At 55.6% G+C, this 18,358-nt stretch carries 17 protein-coding genes and 1 tRNA gene; 7 read left to right on the top strand and 11 right to left on the bottom strand.

From position 1 onward, the window contains the following. Nucleotides 1-6 precede the first annotated feature (6 nt). Genes K7H22_RS03360 through K7H22_RS03350 form a run of 3 tightly spaced genes read right to left on the bottom strand, consistent with a single transcriptional unit; the run spans nt 7 to nt 1,487 of the window. On the bottom strand, nt 7-603 hold the full coding sequence (locus tag K7H22_RS03360) for a MotE family protein (protein ID WP_230799310.1): 597 nt from the start codon (nt 601-603) through the stop codon (nt 7-9). Continuing rightward, entirely contained in the window at nt 603-992 is a 390-nt protein-coding gene (locus K7H22_RS03355) for a hypothetical protein (protein ID WP_230799309.1), read from the bottom strand. The genes K7H22_RS03360 and K7H22_RS03355 overlap by 1 nt, the downstream gene beginning before the upstream one ends. Before the next feature lie 12 nt (nt 993-1,004). After that, on the bottom strand, nt 1,005-1,487 hold the full coding sequence (locus tag K7H22_RS03350) for a flagellar basal body-associated FliL family protein (RefSeq protein WP_230799308.1): 483 nt from the start codon (nt 1,485-1,487) through the stop codon (nt 1,005-1,007). 121 nt (nt 1,488-1,608) lie between these two features. On the opposite strand from K7H22_RS03350, the gene fliF reads away from it, so the two are divergent. The 4 genes from fliF to fliP are packed head-to-tail and all read left to right on the top strand — an operon-like array spanning nt 1,609 to nt 4,847. Then, nucleotides 1,609-3,219: a flagellar basal-body MS-ring/collar protein FliF gene (gene fliF, locus K7H22_RS03345; protein WP_230799307.1), complete on the top strand. Its 1,611-nt coding sequence runs from the start codon at nt 1,609-1,611 to the stop codon at nt 3,217-3,219. Further along, nucleotides 3,219-3,815: a hypothetical protein gene (locus K7H22_RS03340; RefSeq protein ID WP_230799306.1), complete on the top strand. Its 597-nt coding sequence runs from the start codon at nt 3,219-3,221 to the stop codon at nt 3,813-3,815. The genes fliF and K7H22_RS03340 overlap by 1 nt, the downstream gene beginning before the upstream one ends. Then, nucleotides 3,808-4,101 carry a FliM/FliN family flagellar motor switch protein gene (locus K7H22_RS03335; RefSeq protein ID WP_230799365.1) on the top strand — a complete coding sequence of 98 codons (294 nt, stop codon included), beginning with the start codon at nt 3,808-3,810 and terminating at the stop codon, nt 4,099-4,101. Before K7H22_RS03340 ends, K7H22_RS03335 begins: the two co-directional genes overlap by 8 nt. 20 nt (nt 4,102-4,121) lie before the next feature. After that, entirely contained in the window at nt 4,122-4,847 is a 726-nt protein-coding gene (gene fliP, locus K7H22_RS03330) for a flagellar type III secretion system pore protein FliP (RefSeq protein WP_230799305.1), read from the top strand. A 248-nt stretch (nt 4,848-5,095) separates the two neighbouring features. Here the strand turns inward: fliP and K7H22_RS03325 are convergent, their stop codons facing one another. The 5 genes from K7H22_RS03325 to K7H22_RS03305 form a co-directional block, all read right to left on the bottom strand. Then, nucleotides 5,096-6,214 (bottom strand): flagellar basal body P-ring protein FlgI, encoded by a 1,119-nt coding sequence (locus K7H22_RS03325; protein WP_230799304.1) that lies wholly within the window; start codon nt 6,212-6,214, stop codon nt 5,096-5,098. Beyond that, the gene (locus tag K7H22_RS03320; protein ID WP_230799303.1) at nt 6,211-7,221 is read right to left on the bottom strand and encodes a flagellin; all 1,011 of its coding nucleotides are present in this window, start codon (nt 7,219-7,221) and stop codon (nt 6,211-6,213) included. Before K7H22_RS03320 ends, K7H22_RS03325 begins: the two co-directional genes overlap by 4 nt. Nucleotides 7,222-7,223: 2 nt before the next feature. Beyond that, complete coding sequence (flgK, locus tag K7H22_RS03315) at nt 7,224-8,675, bottom strand: flagellar hook-associated protein FlgK (protein WP_230799302.1); 1,452 nt, start codon at nt 8,673-8,675, stop codon at nt 7,224-7,226. A 48-nt stretch (nt 8,676-8,723) separates the two neighbouring features. Continuing rightward, on the bottom strand, nt 8,724-10,022 hold the full coding sequence (locus K7H22_RS03310; RefSeq protein ID WP_230799301.1) for a flagellar hook protein FlgE: 1,299 nt from the start codon (nt 10,020-10,022) through the stop codon (nt 8,724-8,726). A 117-nt stretch (nt 10,023-10,139) separates the two neighbouring features. Next, on the bottom strand, nt 10,140-10,967 hold the full coding sequence (locus K7H22_RS03305; protein ID WP_230799300.1) for a flagellar motor protein MotB: 828 nt from the start codon (nt 10,965-10,967) through the stop codon (nt 10,140-10,142). A gap of 197 nt (nt 10,968-11,164) precedes the next feature. Here K7H22_RS03305 and K7H22_RS03300 point away from each other — a divergent pair, with 197 nt between their 5' ends. The 3 genes from K7H22_RS03300 to K7H22_RS03290 are packed head-to-tail and all read left to right on the top strand — an operon-like array spanning nt 11,165 to nt 15,229. Further along, nucleotides 11,165-11,815, top strand: coding sequence for an ABC transporter ATP-binding protein (locus K7H22_RS03300; RefSeq protein WP_230799299.1), 651 nt, complete (start codon nt 11,165-11,167; stop codon nt 11,813-11,815). Further along, entirely contained in the window at nt 11,812-14,199 is a 2,388-nt protein-coding gene (locus K7H22_RS03295; protein ID WP_230799298.1) for an FtsX-like permease family protein, read from the top strand. The genes K7H22_RS03300 and K7H22_RS03295 overlap by 4 nt, the downstream gene beginning before the upstream one ends. Further along, nucleotides 14,189-15,229, top strand: a complete 1,041-nt coding sequence (locus tag K7H22_RS03290; RefSeq protein WP_230799297.1) for a lipocalin-like domain-containing protein — start codon at nt 14,189-14,191, stop codon at nt 15,227-15,229. The genes K7H22_RS03295 and K7H22_RS03290 overlap by 11 nt, the downstream gene beginning before the upstream one ends. A 172-nt stretch (nt 15,230-15,401) precedes the next feature. Here K7H22_RS03290 and K7H22_RS03285 read toward each other — a convergent pair. From K7H22_RS03285 to K7H22_RS03275, 3 genes are all read right to left on the bottom strand, one after another. Beyond that, a tRNA-Thr gene (locus K7H22_RS03285) sits at nt 15,402-15,477 on the bottom strand. Between the two features lie 45 nt (nt 15,478-15,522). Then, a complete protein-coding gene (locus K7H22_RS03280) occupies nt 15,523-17,019 on the bottom strand; it encodes a heme biosynthesis protein HemY (RefSeq protein WP_230799296.1) in 1,497 nt (498 codons plus the stop codon). An 11-nt stretch (nt 17,020-17,030) separates the two neighbouring features. Next, a complete protein-coding gene (locus tag K7H22_RS03275) occupies nt 17,031-18,305 on the bottom strand; it encodes a COG4223 family protein (RefSeq protein WP_230799295.1) in 1,275 nt (424 codons plus the stop codon). Nucleotides 18,306-18,358 lie beyond the last annotated feature (53 nt).

Genomic DNA, 18,358 nt, shown 5'->3' with positions numbered 1-18,358 from the left:
TACTGGTCAATCCTGAGGGACCAAGGCATTTCGGCCCGCAAGTCTGATGCTAAGGGCATAGGCGACCTCGGGGCTCAAGCCACTCAGAACGCCCGCCGCCGATTCAGGCCGCATGCGGGCCAGAAAGCCAGCCGCAAATTCCGGCGCCATCTCCTCGAAAAGCAGTGCTGCATCTTTGGGTTTCATCGCTTCGTAAACTGAAACAAGCCGCGAAATGTCGTCCTCCGCAGCGGAATCGGCCAGCGCAATCGTATTGCGAAGTTTTTCCTCAACATCCGTCAAGCGTGCCAGTTTGGCCTCGACTTCCTGGTCGGCGAAAGCAAGCGCCTGCAAGCGTGCCCGCATCTGATCTTCTTTCTCGACAAGCGCTTGTTCACGGCTTTGAAATGCCGCCAGCAACCCCGCGAGCTCGGGTCGGGACGTGCATTCCTGCTCGGAAGGTTCACTGCCCAACTCTATGCCATCCGCATTTGCAAATGCCTTGCCCGCGCCAATACTGAAACGCATGAGTGCCGAGCTGATCAAAAGCACAGCAATAATTGAAAGAACTCCAAGCGTTCGATGGCCGAGACTTTCTTTTCTTGAAACAGGCTTCACAATCATCACCCGCGGCTTACGCTTCCATGGCGCATGAATACTGGCTCCGGCGCCCGCACAGGTTTCGAGGATCTCTCAAACTCAGATATTGTCGGTTCTGGGGATGGGTCCGTTGGTAAATCATGCATTGTTGCGACCAAAAGCTCCAGCTTCCGAGCAACGTTATCGGCACGCTCCGTCAAACTCTCCAATGTGCCTGAAGAAGCCGTCGCCGTTTTTTGCGCCATCGAAAGTGCGCGAGTCAAATCATCGACCTGCGCGGACAAGGTGGCCACCGCCCCACCCATTCCGTTCTCAAGGTCATTGAAGCGGGCAAGGCGTCGCGCAAGAACAAAGCAATAGAAACCTGCCCCCAAGGCACCAGCAACGAGCAAGATATCCGCGATCATTTCCATAAGGCTTTCCAGTCAGTTGAGAACAAATTCCATGATCAACAAATCGCGGACGCGCCCTTCGCCAGTGACGATCTGGATCCGTCGCAGCATTTGCGCGCGCAGTTTCGAAAGGATTGCGGGATTTTCAATATCCCCAGTTTCGACAGCACGAAGGTAGCTGTTCAGCACATCTACGACCCTTGGCAGGATCTTCTGAACTTCGGATAGCGATGCACTTGGCACTTCCAACTGCGCCGTAAAACGCAGATGCCTGTTGTTCGATTTTGGACCCAGAGAAATCAACATGGGGTCAAGGGCCACAAATCGCACATCCGGTAAAGAAGGGTCCGAGGCAGCTTTCGCTACCGGCTTTGATTCGCCGTTCAAAATCAGTCCTGCCGACACCAGATAAAACCCACCTGCGGCACCCGCCAAGGCCAGCAGAACACCAACTATCAAAGGCCAACGTGCGGATTTCCCGTCAACTGCATCGGCCGAGGCTTCTGCGCTTGCCATTGTTGCAACTCCCCATTTTCGACTGCTCTCTTCTAACCGCTGAGGAGCTAACCGATTGTTAATTAGGGTCACCCTATAAGGGCGGGAGAGAGTGAAATTCTCCGATAGCCTGGAGGTGTGAATGCCACAAATACTGAATGTTTGGTCTGCTCTGGATCTCCGAAAGCGCATTGTCGTCGGTATTGTGTCTTTGATCATGTTCTTGGCGATTCTAGGGCTGGGCAAACTGGCCTCGGCGCCGTCGATGTCTTTGTTATACGCCGGACTGGACGCACGAGCTGCAGGTGAAGTATTGCAAGCACTGGAGCAGCGCAGCGTTGTGCATGATGTCCGCGGCGCTGCGATTTATGTGGACGCGCTTCAGCGCGACAGTTTGCGGATGTCGCTCGCGGGTGAAGGTCTACCGGCCATCAATGCTCAAGGCTATGAATTACTGGATTCCCTCACTGGCTTCGGCACGACAGCACAGATGTTCGATGCCACCTATTGGCGCGCCAAAGAAGGTGAACTGGGTCGTACCATCATTACCAGCCCAGCAATCCAGTCAGCGCGCGTCCACATAGCCCGCGCGGGCAGCACACCATTTCTGCGCGAGACAAAACCCTCTGCCTCGGTCACGGTCACCACATTGAATGGTGCTCTCACGCAGGAACAGGCTCAAGCCATCAGATACCTTGTTTCAGCCGCAGTCGCTTCACTGAAGCCCGATGATGTTGCAATCATCGACAGTGTATCAGGCCTGATCACACCTCTTGACCCCAACGGATCAACCCTGCGTGGCGATGAGCGCATCAACTTGATCCGTGAGCGCGTAACCCGCCTTCTTGAGGCGAGAGTTGGTCTTGGAAACGCAATGGTCGAGGTGAATATAACAGCTGAAACAGACACCGAAACGATACGAGAGCGGTCATTCGATCCCAACAGCCGCGTTGCTATTAGTACGGACACCGAAGAGGAGAACAACAGTTCCACAAATATGGCTGGTGGCACGGTGACTGTCGCCTCCAATCTTCCCGACGGCGATGCGCAAGCCGGTAGTGGCGCGCGGAGTTCGAACAACCAATCCCGCGAGAGAGTTAACTACGAAGTCTCGGAAACCTCCCGCGAACTGATGAAGCTACCAGGAGCAATCAAAAGGATGACTGTTGCGGTCCTTGTGAACGGCGTCGCTTTTGCTGAACCCGGCGGTGAAGCAAGGTTTGAGCCAAGGTCTGACGAAGAACTGGAAACCCTCCGCGATCTTGTGGCATCTGCGGTCGGCTTTGATGAAAGTCGCGGCGATGTCATCACGTTGAAATCTATGGAGTTCCTTCAGAATGAACCATTAGGAACAGAGTCGTCATCGACCTTACTAGGAGGTCTTCAACTGGATGCGATTTCACTGATTCAGTTTACAGTACTGACCGTGGTTATTCTCATACTCGGATTGTTCGTTTTGCGGCCGATCCTACGTGGCAATGGTCTCCGCGATGAGATGACCGCTCCAAGTTTCGCTACAACCAAGGAAGTCGAGAACTCCGATAGTCTAACGCCTCTAACCGGCGAGATAGCAGATGATGATTTCAATCCCATTGGTCTACAAATGGCACCCACTCCGGCAAAATTCGAATCCAAGGATGTTTCGGTGGTCGGCGACTCGGTCGAGCGCCTCCGTTTCCTGATTGCCGAACGTCAGGACGAAACCGTCGAAATTCTTCGTGGCTGGCTTGAAGACAGAAGAGGGCAAGTGTGATGGCCATAGCCCGACTTCTTGAAGATTTTGAACACGCTCAAACCGATCAAACGCATATCTATCTTTCTGAAGACATGGTTGAGGATGCACGTCTTGGCGCCTTCGAGAAAGGATATCAAGCTGGTTGGGACGATGCGAGTAGTGCCCTTTTGACCGAGCAAACGCATATTTCATCAGAGTTTGCGAGAAACCTCCAAGAAATGACTATCACCTATCAAGATGCATACAGCCATGTACTAGAGGTGATGAAGCCGTTACTCACAACGCTTGTCAAATCCACACTGCCTTCTTTAGCTGCTGACACAATAGGAAGTAGAGTAGTAGAAGAAATTATCAGTATAATGCAAAAATATAATGACGCTCGAATTTTATTAATTACTTCGCCGGCCAATCGACCAAAAATAGAGCCGCTTGTTGAGTCGAGTATTCGTAATTGTGTTGATTTTATTGAAGACCCGTCTCTAGGCGATGGACAGGTTTATCTTCGTTTTTCTGAAGAAGAACGCAGTATTAACCTTGAGTCCCTCTTTTCTGAAATGACCCTATCACTTGCAGGATTTTACGCAAGCAGCAGGAAAGAAAATGTATATGATTGATTCGAACGCCTTCAACGAAAATGTAAAAAACACGACACTGCTTGCACATGTTCCAATCGAGATAACAGTGTCAGTTGGTCGCGCAAATCCCCTAATTCGGGATCTGTTATTAATGGGCTCCGATACCGTTCTGCCATTAGATCGAGGGGTCAATGATCCAGTAGAGCTCTACATCGGCGATACGTTAATCGCGCGTGGAGAGTTGGAGGAGTTGGATGGCGAGAACAAGGGCCAACTTGCGGTAAGGCTTACACATGTGTCTGACCTGCAAAGTGACTTTAGTTGAACTTGACGTCGGGTGCGGGAATGCAACAGCTATTCTATTCAGTAGTTTTAGTGTTTCTTTCAGTTGATCCGGCTGTCGCCCAAGACCTCCCGTTTTCAATTGTAAATGAAGAGGCTTTGACAGCTAGAACCATACAATTGATTGCACTTGTGACACTGCTAAGCTTGGCGCCTGGCATAGCGATCATGGTGACTTGCTTTCCTTTTCTAGTGACTGTGTTCTCTATCCTGCGTCAGGCATTGGGAATGCAACAATCTCCACCAAATATGCTTATCATCAGCCTGGCTCTGTTCCTGACCTATTTCATAATGGATCCCGTTTTCACTGCTGCATGGGAGAACGGCCTACAACCATTGCTGAACGACAGTATGGAACTCGAAGAGGGTGTTGAAAGAACACTTCTACCGTTTCGGAACTTTATGGCGGTGCAAGTGGATGTCGATACGTTCATGTCAATGGCATCCATGCGACCGGACACTATTCCCATTCCGCCAGGACCTGATGCACCATTGTCTCTGCTGATCCCAAGTTTTCTTCTTTCCGAGATTTCACGCGCCTTCCAGATAGGTTTTTTGATATTCCTGCCGTTTTTGATCATCGATCTTGTTGTTGCTGCGGTGTTGATGTCCATGGGAATGATGATGGTACCTCCAGCAATCGTATCACTGCCATTCAAGCTAGCGTTCTTCGTGGTTGCAGACGGATGGTCTCTGATCTCAGGGGCACTTGTGCGAAGCTATATTTGAAGTACGAATGCTGGTATTATCCAGATTTAAGTTTCGAAACGCGTATTTACAATTCGGACATACACCCAGGTCAAATTTCTCAAAATCAGATCGGCCATTGATCCGTTGGCGCAACCGCGCCAATCTCAAGCTCCGAACCTGGTCTCAGCCAGATGAGCATCTGAGGTCACAGCACATGAACCACAGAGGCTACTGCCATTATGTCAACTCGATTTAATGTTGTTTGCTTAAAAGCAGTATATACGCACCTATCGGACAATAAATTCTGCATGTAGGGCACCTGCGGCTTTTATACTTTTTAGTATGTCGATCATGTCACGCGGAGCGACGCCCAGCGCGTTCAAGCCGGCAATGACCTCGGAAAGCGAAGTTCCGGACGGTATCTCTGCCAAGCCTGTTCCTACGTCTTCTTCCATGCTGACATTCGTGCGGGGTACGATGACAGTCTCTCCCGGCGAGAATGGATTGGGCTGTATTGCCAATGGCTCTTCCTGTATCCGAAGTGTCAGATTTCCCTGCGAAACGGCGACCCTTGCTATACGGACGTCTTCGCCCATGACAATCGTTCCGGACCTCTGGTCAATCACCACACGCGCTTTGCCCGCAGGCTCGACGATGATGTTTTCAATGCGACCAAGCGCGTGTGCTGTTGAGGCCATTCGAGTTGAAGATACGTCGATCTGCACAGTACCGGAATCGAGCATAACGGCGACAGATCGTCTGAAATTCTCGTTGATTGCTTTCTCGATCCGTCCGGCTGTCGTGAAGTCAGGTTCACGCAAGGCCAACCTAAGCGAAGAAAGACTGGATAGCTGAAAGTCGATCTCGCGCTCGACATTTGCACCCGCCGGAATTGATCCTGATGTCGGCACACCTTTGATAATGGTGCCCCCTTCACCCTCTGCTGCCGCACCGCCAGCAATCACGGTACCTTGCGCAACCGCATAGATTTGCCCGTCGGCGGCAGTCAGCGGCGTCATTATCAATGTACCACCAAGCAGGCTTTTGGCATCACCAATTGCGGAAACCGTGACATCAATCCGCCCCCCCGCCCGCGAGAAGGGTGGCAAGCTGGCAGTCACAAATACGGCTGCAACATTTTTCGGGCGAATCTGTTCTCCCGCCATATTGGCGCCCAAACGCTCAAGAACATTTGACATGATCTCTTCTGTGAAAGGGGCATTGCGAATGCCGTCGCCGGTTCCATTGAGGCCAACAATAAGTCCGTATCCGATAAGATCGTTGTTTCTGACACCGTCGAACTCCACAAGGTCCTTTATTCTGACAGGATTGGCGCCGGCCAAGTCGGGCAGCAACAAGGTTGCCAAAAGCAAGATTGGGGCGGGCACAAGCCGGAACAACTTCATCGCATGAAATCCGAAAGCGAAAGGCGCGAGAGACGGACGGTTACGGCGTAGAGGCTTTCCAGACGCGTCTGTGCATCTTCAAGTTTCGTCGCTGACTCGTAGGAATCTACCGACAGGAGAGTGTTTCGTGTCAATTCAAGTGACGTTTTCTCGCTTGCTTGCCGGACCTGACCTTCCTCAATCCGCGCTTGTGCAAAGCCGAGATCTGCCCGCAAACCCGTCAAGCCCGCTTGCGCATTCATCAGTTCAATCGCGCTGGACCGAGCCATTGCCTGACGGTCTGTAGCAGAAATTGGTGTTGTCGGATCGGTCACCACCGCAGCCAATGCAATTTGTTTGAGGACAGAGCGCAACGCAGCGGAATCGGCACGCAGATCCAGATCCACGCTGACTCCGTGATCCAGCCTATAGGGCGAAAGACCGGTAGAAGAACCCAGATAGGCAGTTTCTTCGAACCCAGCCGATGGAGAATCAAACCAAGCCGCCACAGCCAATTGGATGTCGGACACCGAGTCGAGACCCGAAATCGCCATTCTGATTTCAGACATGATGTTGTCTGCACTGGCCAAAGCGGGACGATCTGTAGCATCCCCAGCAAAAAGACTGCGCCCCGCGATCCGAATATTCAGCAGAGCTACCATCTGATCCAAGGCGTCTGAACCGGTATTCGACAGCCCCGAGCTCTGTATCGGCAGGCCGCTGTCAGCCAAACTCAAAATGTTGGTTGAGAGATCAGTGCTGATATCTTGTACTTGCCCCAGTACCTTTTGCATTCCGTCCGTGAAAAGGCCCGCTTCGGCAATAGAAGTCTTGAAGCCTTTCAGCACCTCGAGACCACGCTCGATATCAGACAGCAATGAAAAGTCACCTGATAGATGGCTCGATAGTGTTGATGTTCGTCCGGTTGCAACTTCTTCCGCCAAACGCGTGATGTCCTGCCGAATTTGCAGGTTTTGGCGGCGCATCACCAATGATTGCGCGAGGTCGCCCAATGAAACCATAGACATGTTCAGATCCTCAACAAACTGTCGATCATGTCATTCACCGTCTGAATGACGCGGGCATTGGCCGAGTATGCCTGCTCGATAAGCATTAGCCTTTGGAGTTGATCGTCGGTATCAACTCCGTTCTCGAGTTCAGCGATTTGGAGCGCCGAAACCCGAATACTCGCCGAACTTTGATGCTGCTCGGCTTGCTGGCGCAGAGAACCGACATTGGACAGGACCCGCGCAGTCAATTCGGAAAAAGATAAAGAGCCCGCATTGAACATCTCAGAAGACGGGGCGCGCGCTGTAGCCAAAGTGTCCAGCATACGGTTCAACAGAGCGCCATCACCGGCATTTCCCGACGCAGATGCGGCAATTCCTTCTTTCAGACGCCAAAGCGCGCCACCTTGTGACGGGTCTACGCTTGCGTTCAAGGAGATGCGTCCAGAAAGTCCGACTTCTTGTGCTGGATCGAATGGAGTGCCGGCATCGGTGAACAACCCCGCCTGTCCGACGACCAACGTTGGATCAAGGCTTGGCGAAGCAAATCGCTCCAAAAGATCGCGCGCAGTAGCATCCAGTTGGGTTTGGGCCTCCGTTGCCACCTCGTCCCGTATCTGGAATGCGGCACCAAGGCTTCCACCCTGCATTGGACCAAGCCTTCGGTCAGTGCTGATTGGTACGGAATTCAGGGTCAATCCCGAGAGAAACCCCGCTGACTGCGTCATATGTGGAGCCACTTGGTTCGCAGGCTCGAAGGCGATCCGCGCTGCGGGACCGTCAAGCAAGACGGAACCGCCCGGGGTGAACAAAGCAATCGCCCCGCGGTCGCGGGGCACTTCAATCACAGGGACGATCTGTCCGATCCGGTTGATAAGAGTTTGCCGCTCGTCAAGAAGCGGGGCCGTCTCAACGCCTTGCGCTTCGAAAGACACAATCCTTTGATTGATCTGTTGCACCTGTTCAAGATCGCGGTTCAACCGCGCCACCTGATCGGCAATGCTGCGGTCTGCTTCCGTTCTGATTGATTGCAGGCCATCGGATATCTCGTTCATCTTCTGAACAAGAGCGGTTGCATTAAACACTACACCGGCAAGTCTCTCAGGAGACTCAGGGCGACTCGCTGCCTCGACCAGTGACGTTTCCAAAACAGCCGCTCGCATGACGAGCGACGAATCCTCAAGCGGGGAACCAAAAAGCGCCGCGACCCTTTTGAAAGTCTGAGACAGTGCCTTGCTGTGTTCATGGTCTGCATCGGCTAGCCGGCGTTCCGCGAGAAGGGCCTTATCTACGAAACGCTGGATATCGTCTATCCGGACCCCGCCGGTCGTGCCTTGACGGGATGAAAGCGAAACGGAGCGTGTAGCGTATCCTTCGGTAGCAGCGTTGGCTATGTTGGACGCGACCACCTCCGCAGATCGCGAAGCCGCTGTAAGACCGCTGAGCGCATTGGAAAGGGCACCGGAAATGCTCATCTTCTATCTTCCTCGACTGTTTGAGGTATTCTTCGATCAAACCTGCGGTCAACGTTTGATGTTTGTCGTCTCCTGCAACATCTCGTCCACAGTCTGAATAACTTTCGCATTCGAGGAGTAGGCGCGCTGCGTTTGGATCATATCGGTCAATTCTCCGGCAACGTCGGTGGCGGATTCCTCTCGCGCAAAGGCGACGATATCTCCGGTCGGTCCATCCCCTGCATCCCAGAGAAAATAGGTTCCGCTTTCGGGCGAGGGCAGATATGTTTGTTCGTCCAATGCGACCATCCCGTTCGGGTTCGGCATGTCGACCAGCGGGATCTGGTAGATGCGCCGCGTTATCCCGGTGTCGAAAAAGGCGTGGACGAAACCATTCGCATCCACTTGAACCGATGTCATATTGCCGACGGGCGAGCCGTCTTTCGAGATCGAGACCGGCGCGAAACTGTTGGATAGTTGTGTGATCCCGTCAGAGGCGCCGATCCGCCCGATATTCACCTCCATCGGGCCCCCGGCGACGTTGACGATCAATGAGCCAAGTGCCGGATCATAAGCACCGCCTGACACTGTCGTGACAGCCGATAGCGTGCCACCCGCACTTCGCCCATCATTGAAGTCCAAGATGTATTCGCCAATCACGACCCCCGGTGAAGCGGTGTCGCGGATCAGCATTGTCCATTGATTCGAGGAGCCTGTCGTTGGAACGGTCGGAGCATATTCGATCAGAAGGCTTTCTGATGTTCCAAGGTTGCCGAAGTATTCGACTGACAACTCCCGCGATGCCCCTGTCTCACCCGCACCTGTTTCCGTAGCCGGCAGGTTGACGCCAAGGCTCATGCGTGTCGTCGGATCGCCGGTGAACTGGTTGACATTGATCTGGACGGGCTGCAGCCCTGCACTTGTGTCGCGCGGATAGGTGGGGATGCTGCCATCCGGCAAAGCAGGCCAGCCAAGAAGAACAAGATTGGATTCCGTGCGAAGATAGCCATCAGCATCAGTCCGGAATGACCCTGTTGTAGTCAGCATCATCTGCTTGCCATTTCCGACCGTGACTTCGGACGCGGCCGCCACCGGAAGGAACCCCCGCCCCCGCACGGCAAGATCGGTCGGATTGCTTGTGGACACCAATGGCCCGCGTTGATCGATCAAGCGGTGAGAGGTCACCCTGACACCGCCAGCAGAATAGGTGCCACCGTTCGGCGAAATGACCATCGAGTGAAAATCCGCCTCCATCCGTTTGTAGCCAAAGGTCGCGGAGTTCGCGATGTTGTCCGAAATGGCCGCAAGCCGGCTGGCATTGACCGACAGCCCGGCTACACCGGCATTCAAGGAGGAGGAGATCGTCATGGACACGCCTTTCTGCTGCATCTGTCACCGTGCCATCAGCATTACAGGCAACCGTTTAACAGCAGGCTAACGACTAAAATCCAATATAGTTCAAACCCGCATCCTGCACCTCTCGGGTCACTCGGGGATCATCAGAAGGATCAGTTCCAGCCGGTTGTTTCTTGTGGCCAGCGGATTTGCCTCTGCCAGCTTGCGATCCGCATGCCCGACAACCCTGACGATCCGTTCCTCTTCAAAGCCCTGCCTAGCAAGTAATTCTCGCATACGGTTGGCCCGCGCTGTCGAAAGACCCCACACCGGTCTGTCGCGCAGCACTACCGGAAACGAATGCACATGACCTTCAATCGCCAGCGGGTTCACGACCAGCGCAAAAGCTTGCTGAACCATGAATGCCAATTCCTCAAGCAGTGGCGTTGGTTCATCAGTCCGGAGATTGAACAGAACAGCATCCGGCAAATCAAAAAGTTCGACCACCAGACCCTCATCCGAAAGGCGCGTTGTCACATGTGCAAGTGCCGCGCTTTGGATAGCACTTAGTCCGGCACGGTCGAAAAGCGCCTGATTGATCTTTTCAAGCGCGTCTTTGCGCACCCCATCATCTGCGGATTCACCTCTGGCCTTGTCGCTTTCCGTAGGCCGCAGGCTGGTGGCCCCTGTTCCCATCCGCGGCAACACCTCTTCCGAGAAAATACTGTCACCACCGAATGCGCCATCACTACCGCCTGACACACGGCTGATTGCCACTGTAGGCGCGAAATAGTCCGCAAGACCCTTGCGCTGTTTTTCCGTTGTCGCGTTCAACAGCCACATCAACATGAAGAAAGCCATCATTGCCGTGACAAAATCGGCGTAGGCAACTTTCCACGCACCACCGTGGTGTCCGCCGCCTTCAATGACCTTCTTTCGTTTGATGATGACTGGCGCCGCATTTGGCTGCGTGCCCATCTCCACCACCTTCCAACTCACCCATCAAAGGGTTTAGCGGCTGATGTGTTGCGAAGGGATTAACGGATCAAATTGAAGGCAAGTTGCCAGAGCCTAACCCTGGCCGGTAGTCAATGTCGGAACATGCCGATGCACAGGTCTGCGTTGCTTTCCATCGACGCACAGCGTGTTACATCTTCAAAAGCGGAGGAAACAGAATGCTGCTGCGCTTGACAGATGTGACCAAAAATTATGCCGGCAATGAAAAGGCGGTGCTTGACCATGTGTCGCTTGATCTTGAACAGGGCGACATGCTTGCCCTGACCGGCGAGTCCGGATCGGGTAAAAGCACGCTGCTGCACCTGATCGGCGGCCTCGACAGCGCTGATAGTGGTAGGGTTGTTTTTGATGGTATTGATCTAACACCAATGAACGATTCAGGTCGTGCAGCCCTGCGGCGCGGGTCGCTGGGCGTGATATTCCAACAGTTCAATCTGATCCCTTCGCTATCGATCGCGCACAACATTGCTTTTCAGGCACGCCTTGCGGGGCGGCATGACCCGTCAATGGTCAGGGTGCTCGTAGAGCGTCTCGGGTTAGACGACCACTTGAACAAATACCCTGAACAACTGTCGGGCGGTCAGCAACAACGCGTCGCCATAGCACGCACATTGGCCGCGCGCCCGCAACTGGTGCTGGCGGATGAACCTACCGGCAATCTTGACGAAGCTACTGCGGATAATGTGCTGGCGCTGCTGCAGGATCTTGTCATCGAGAACGGCGCAAGCCTGATCCTTGTGACACATTCCGAGAGGCTTGCCGCGCGTCTGCCGCGACGGGCATATCTGCGGGCGGGGCGTTTGACGTGACAGCGGCCATCCTGTCGGCGCTACTTGGGCACTGGCGCCGCAACCCTTTGCAACTGCTAACACTGATGGTCGGGCTGGCCCTTGCCACGGCCTTGTGGTCCGGCGTGCAGGCCATCAACGAACAGGCGCGCAGCAGCTATGACGCTGCCGCTGCAACGATTGGCGAGGCCAGTTACAGCCAGATCACCGCGCAAGATGGCGGGCCGATCCCGCAGCAAACCTATATCGCGCTGCGTCGCGCAGGCTGGGCGGTTTCGCCTGTTGTCGAAGGGCGGTTGGACACAATCCGCATCGTCGGGTTGGAGCCCCTGACAGCCCCCCGCGATCTTGGTCCGGTCCGTTTGGGAAATGGCGTTGATCTGGGGGATTTCCTGTCGGGCGCGGGCCAGATCTTTGCGCGTCCCGATACGCTGGCCAGACTGCCGCAAACAGGTGCGGCGTTGCAGCCAACACCGGACGTGGCCCCCAATACCGCGCTCACAGATATCGGGGTGGCACAGCTTTTGCTGGAACGATTCGACCAGATTGACCGGCTGATCGTCCTGCCGGACCAGCCAATCACGCAACAGCCTTTGGCACAGATTGCGCCCGAACTGATCCAGACCGATCCACAACAGGGCGGTGAGGTGGCGCAATTGACGGAAAGCTTTCACCTGAACCTGACAGCCTTTGGTTTGCTATCCTTTGCGGTCGGATTGTTTATAGTTCACGGGGCCATAGGTCTTGCCTTTGAGCAGCGCAGGCCGATGGTGAGGACATTACGGGCCTTGGGTGCGCCACTGGTCAGGCTGATTGCGCTGATGGCTGTCGAACTGGCGGCTCTGGCCTTGATCGCGGGCGCGCTGGGCGTAGCCTTGGGCTATCTCATCGCTGCGGCGCTATTGCCGGATGTCGCGGCCACCCTGCGCGGGCTATATGGGGCCGATCTGTCAGGAGAGCTCAGCCTGCGGCCGTCCTGGTGGTTGTCCGGCCTGGCTATTGCCTTGGGCGGCACGGCTGTCGCAGCCTTTGGCGCATTATGGTCATTAGCGCGGATGCCATTGCTCAGCGGCGCGCAACCGCGCGCTTGGGTCATGGCACGGCAGGGTAGCGGTATGGCTTTTGCCGCGATCATGCTTCTGGGACTGGCTGCAGCACTAGGCATCTGGGGCACAGGTATTGTGGCAGGTTTCGTGATGTTGGGGGCGCTTCTGATTGGCGGCGCGTTGGTTTTGCCACCATTCCTGTCACTGCTGTTGCGACTGGCGGAAGGGCAGGCGCGTGCCCCGATAACCCAATGGTTCTGGGCTGACACACGCCAACAGCTTCCGGGTCTTTCGCTGGCGCTTATGGCACTCTTGCTCGCAATGTCCGCGAATGTGGGCGTATCGACGATGGTATCGTCTTTCAGGCTGACCTTTGTCGGCTTTCTGGATCAGCGCCTGGCCTCCGAACTCTATGTCAGTGCCGAGAGCGCAGCACAGGCCGATGCCATCCTCGCCGTAGCAGAAGACAAAGCCGATGTAGTCCTGCCGCTCCTTTGGGTGGACAGACTGGTCGCAGGCCAACCCGCTCAGATCTATGCCGCCCGTGATCATGCCACCTATCGCGAAAACTGGAAGTTTCTCCACGCCGTGCCGGATGCATGGGACAGACTGGCCCGCGGTGACGGCGTGCTGATCAACGAACAACTCTACCGGCGCACCGAACTAGATCTTGGCTCCGAGATCACGATCATTCCGGGAAGAACTTTGCCTGTTCTTGGGGTCTATGGCGATTACGGAAACCCGATCGGACAGGTTATCGTAACCGAACCACTGTTCAGCGAAGCCTATCCAGAAGTTAGAGCTTTGCGTTTCGGTCTGCGGGTCGGCCCCGACAAGGTCGCGCCGTTGCGCGATGCCTTGCGCACAGATGCAGGCCTTGGCGATGCCGCCATTACGGACCAGTCAACAATCAAGGCCATGTCCCTTGCGGTCTTCGAGCGGACTTTCACCGTAACTGCAGCATTGAATGCTCTCACTCTAGCAGTGGCAGGTTTTGCGATCCTGATGAGCCTTCTGACACTTGCAGCCATGCGGCTTCCGCAGTTGGCACCTGTCTGGGCTTTGGGTCTCACGCGACGCAAGCTTGCCTTGCTGGACCTTTTGCGGGCGGTTGTTCTGGCAGCACTGACCGCAACGCTTGCGCTACCGCTGGGGCTTGCACTGTCATGGGCACTACTGGCCGTGGTGAATGTAGAAGCGTTCGGTTGGAAGCTGCCGATGTATCTGTTTCCCCTGGATTACCTGCGTCTGGGCGGTCTGACACTGGTCGCTGCCGCGCTGGCCGCCCTCTGGCCGGCATGGAAGTTGGCGCGCACACCACCCACCCAGTTGTTAGGAGTGTTCCGCAATGAGCGCTAGATTGCTGGCCTTTCTGCTTTTGCTTCCAGTCCAAGCTGTGGCGCAGGGCTTTGCTGGGCTTGGTACCACGGCGGACGGATTCACAAATCCGGTACGCGGCACAGCTCTGGAATTCCCTGCGGATCATGGGGCGCATCCGTCCTACCGGATTGAATGGTGGTATCTGACGGCCAATATGACAGGGCCCGACAACATAACCTACGGGCTGCAATGGACCCTGTTCCGCTCCGCCCTTGCCCCCGAGGACGGTCAGGGTTGGGATACACCGCAACTCTGGATGGGACATGCCGCGATAACCACACCCGACGCTCATTATGTTGCAGAGCGTCTGGCCCGCGGGGGTGTCGGGCAGGCTGGTGTCGAAGTATCCCCGTTCAGGGCGTGGATCGACGACTGGATCATGCAGGGGCCCAATCTCGACCAGTTGAAGGTGACTGCTTCCGGCACGGATTTTGCCTTCGATATGGGCTTGCGCGCGCAAGGGCCATTGGTGTTGCACGGGCAAGGCGGCTATTCCGTGAAATCCGCTGCCGGACAAGCCAGCTACTACTACTCGCAGCCTTTCTTTGATCTTTCCGGCACACTCACCTTGCCCGAGGGCGATGTCGCAGTAACAGGTCAGGCTTGGCTCGACAGGGAATGGTCGTCGCAACCTTTGGCCGAGGACCAACAGGGTTGGGACTGGTTCTCGCTGTCCTTCGACAGCGGCGACAAGTTGATGGGGTTTGTTCTTCGCGGATCAAGCAACTTCACTGCCGGAACGTGGATCACAGCAACCGGCCAGACCACAGCCTTACCAGACGGTGCATTTACCGCGGCCCCGCTAGGCTGGCATGGGGTCGCTGGACGCGATGTGCCGATTATCTGGCAAGTAACGCTTCCCGAACGCAATTTGGATGTCGTTGTTTCGGCAATGAATCCCGATGCCTGGATGACAACCTCGGTGCCTTATTGGGAAGGACCGGTTACGGTCACCGGCAGTCACAGCGGTATTGGCTATCTCGAAATGACAGGCTACGAAAACGATTGACCCGGGATAGACCTCGTCCAAGATCGCTGGATTGCAGCACAGCCTTTGCGTTTAGGGCCACAACACAGCAGAGATACGCATGCCAAGGTAAGAAAAATCAGGGAAACGAAACTCGCCGAGACACACAAACCAAATATGTTCGGATTTTGTTGAGCATTTCGGTGTTTACAAGTGGTGCCGCTGAAGGGACTCGAACCCCCGACCCCATCATTACGAATGACGTGCTCTACCAGCTGAGCTACAGCGGCCACTGCGAGAGGCGCTATAGCACCGTGATTATTGCTGGAAAAGACCTATTTTCGTGCGACATCCCCTTCAGTGACCGCAGCATCAATAGGCCTGTGAAGAGTCTCCTCATCCGGTAGGATTTCGGCGTCCCGAACCTCCTCCGTGTTGGTTCCCGACTGGTCCTCGATCGTTCCCACGATACGCGGCAGCATCTCGCCTCCGGCGGCGGGTGTGGTCACACCAGCAGGCGGAGCAGTCCAGGACAGCGTATCGAACCCCTTGCAGTTCTCGCAGATCGGCACCCATTCGGCATGGATGTTGTGACATTTGTCGCAAACCCATTGCGGTCCGCGAGGTGCAGTCAGGGCGCGGGCAAGCCAGCCTTTGACCACAACCTCCGAGGCACCCTCGCCACGCGCAATGGCGGCCATGTCCGTCAGAACACGGGCATCGGGCGCTTTGTCGACCAGATCACCCAAAGCGCGGCGAGCTTCGGGGAAATCCTCGTTCGCGATGTGTAGTTCGGCCAATAAAAGACGCGATTCCACATGGTCCGGATGCTGCGCGATCAGCGGCTTGAAACGCTTGAGGCGGGCCACCGGTGTTTCGTCCGGCGCAATGGCAGCAAAGGCGGCGGCAAGATCGGGATGAGGTTGGGCGGCCCATGCTTTCTTGACGACGCGGGTCGCATATTTCGCATTGCCCTGTTCGATATAGCCCCGCGCAGCGAAGGCTGCGGCAGGGATCAGATCGGGCGACAGCTTGTTAGCCTCGATCGCTGCCTCGCGCGCGGCAATATCGCTGCCATCACTCAGGACTTCCTTTGCTTCAGAAAGCGCGAGAACTGCATCGCGACGCTTGTGCACATCGCGGGGCAGGCTTCCATGCTTCAACTTCGCACCCAAGGTCCGGCGGGCACCGGCCCAGTCATGCGCGCTGGCCTGAAGGCGCAGCAGAACATCCTGAGTTTCTTCGTGTTTCGGGCGCAGGTTCAATGCCTTCTCTGCAAGTTTCAGCGCCGTTGCATTGTCACCGTCAGCCAGCTTCTGTTTCATGATCCCGCGCACGCCGACAAAGCGGGTCGCGTCGTTTTTGAGCAACCGCTTGTAAACCTCTTCGGCTTTCCGGCGATCGCCGCACATCTCGGCGGCCTGTGCCGTCAGCAAGTTTGTCAGCTCGGGTTTGTGCAGATAGCGCTCTGCCTTGCTCGCTTTAGCCATGGCCAGACGACCTTCACCCGCAGCCAGTGCCAGCATTCCTTCGGACAGGGCCTGGTAGCCTTTGCGCTCGCGGTTGCGGTTGAAATAGCGGGTGATCGCAGTTTCATCGCCGTTGATGAATTTGAGAATGGCGATCAGCAACGCAACCAGACGCAAAGTCAGCCAGACCGCAAAGACCAAAGCGACGAGCAGAATGACCGCATAGAGCGGCGTAAGGTTCACCTCGTATCCAGCGGCCGCAATTCGAACCCCGCCTTCTAGCTCCATCAGATAGGCGGCACCGAGGGTTGCGGCGGCAACAAGTACGACGAACAGGATAATCTTGAGTAGCGACCAGAGCATTCTGTTATCCTTCAGTTCGTATTCAAAGTTTGTGAAAGGTCTTGCACTGCTGCAACCGCGGCAAGACGCGTTTCAGCCTGTGACTGCCAACCGTCCAGAACTGCCATCGCAGGCTCGGACAGAGCTTCAAGCTCTGCAAGTGTGTCTGCCACCCGACCATCGCGCAAGGCAGCTTCGGCGCGTGAAAGGATCGCGTCGGGATCATTGCCTGCGCGTGGTTCCAGCGACCGCAGACCGAGTTGGGTTTGCAGGAAGTCCGTGACACCGCCTCCGCTGTCTTGCTGGCGTGCCGCACGCAAGGCGTCTCGCGCCACTTCTGGAAAGGACGATTGCAAATCGGCAAGCGTGGGAACCCCATCTTCGGCCTGTTCCAGCAAAGCTTGCGGAACGTCCATGTCTGTTTCCTGCAGATCTGTCAAAGCCTGTGCATATCCTGTGCCTGTATCAACCGCAGTCTGGATACGGGTCAGAGCAGCGCGCTGCATGGCGGTACGGGCCGACAATTGCGCGGCTTCTTCTTCCCGCGCGGCTTCTTCAGTCAGCAAGGCAAGCTCTTCGCGTTGGCCCGCCAATGCCTGACGGATTTCATCCAACTCTTGCTGTGTCTGCTCCAAGGCCGCTTGTGCGCCTTCATCAATTACACCCGAACCACCGACAGGACGGGCTTCCAATGCATCAAGTCGCTGCGCCAGCACCCCGATCTGGGTCGCTATATCCTCGATCATCGGGGTCATGTCCGGTATTTCCGGAACCTCTAGTGCGGGTGCTTCCTCCAAGGCGGCGACACGTCCCGACAGATCGGACAGAGCATTATCTTGCGCACCCACACGCTGGGAAAAGTTGTCCATGCTGTCCTGCACAGACCCGCTGCGAGGAAGCGGTACGCCTTCCAAAAGACCGCTATGGGCAAGACCGAACCCGATCCCCGCCGCGACCAGCCCGCCAAGCACCATCGGGACAAAGCCGCCTTTGCGAACAACAACCTGTTCAGATGTGGCGGGCGGTGTATCAGAAGCCGCTTCCGCAGCGGGTTCGGGGCTTTGCTCTGTCTGCGGTGCTTCTTCGGCTTCCGGCTTTTCAGACTCTGAATCCCCAGAAGCCGAGACCTCAGGCGCGGATACATCCGGATCAGGAATAGCGTTCGCCTCATCTGTAGCGGGTACATCAGCCGAAGTTTCCGGTGGATTCTTATTCGTAGTCTCTTCGGTCGTCCCGTCTACGACAATCGCATCTTCGATATCATCTGGCAGATCCTGCTTGTTGGAAGTCTTCTTCTTGTCTGCCACGTCCAGCCACCCTTTCGAATCTCAATACATCGTTCCGTCCTCAATAGGGTAAG

The sequence above is a fragment of the Seohaeicola saemankumensis genome (genome assembly GCF_021021435.1).
Taxonomy (GTDB): Bacteria; Pseudomonadota; Alphaproteobacteria; order Rhodobacterales; family Rhodobacteraceae; genus Seohaeicola.
Note: the sequence above shows the minus strand (reverse complement) of the source record. Positions and strands in the feature narration are given on the sequence as shown.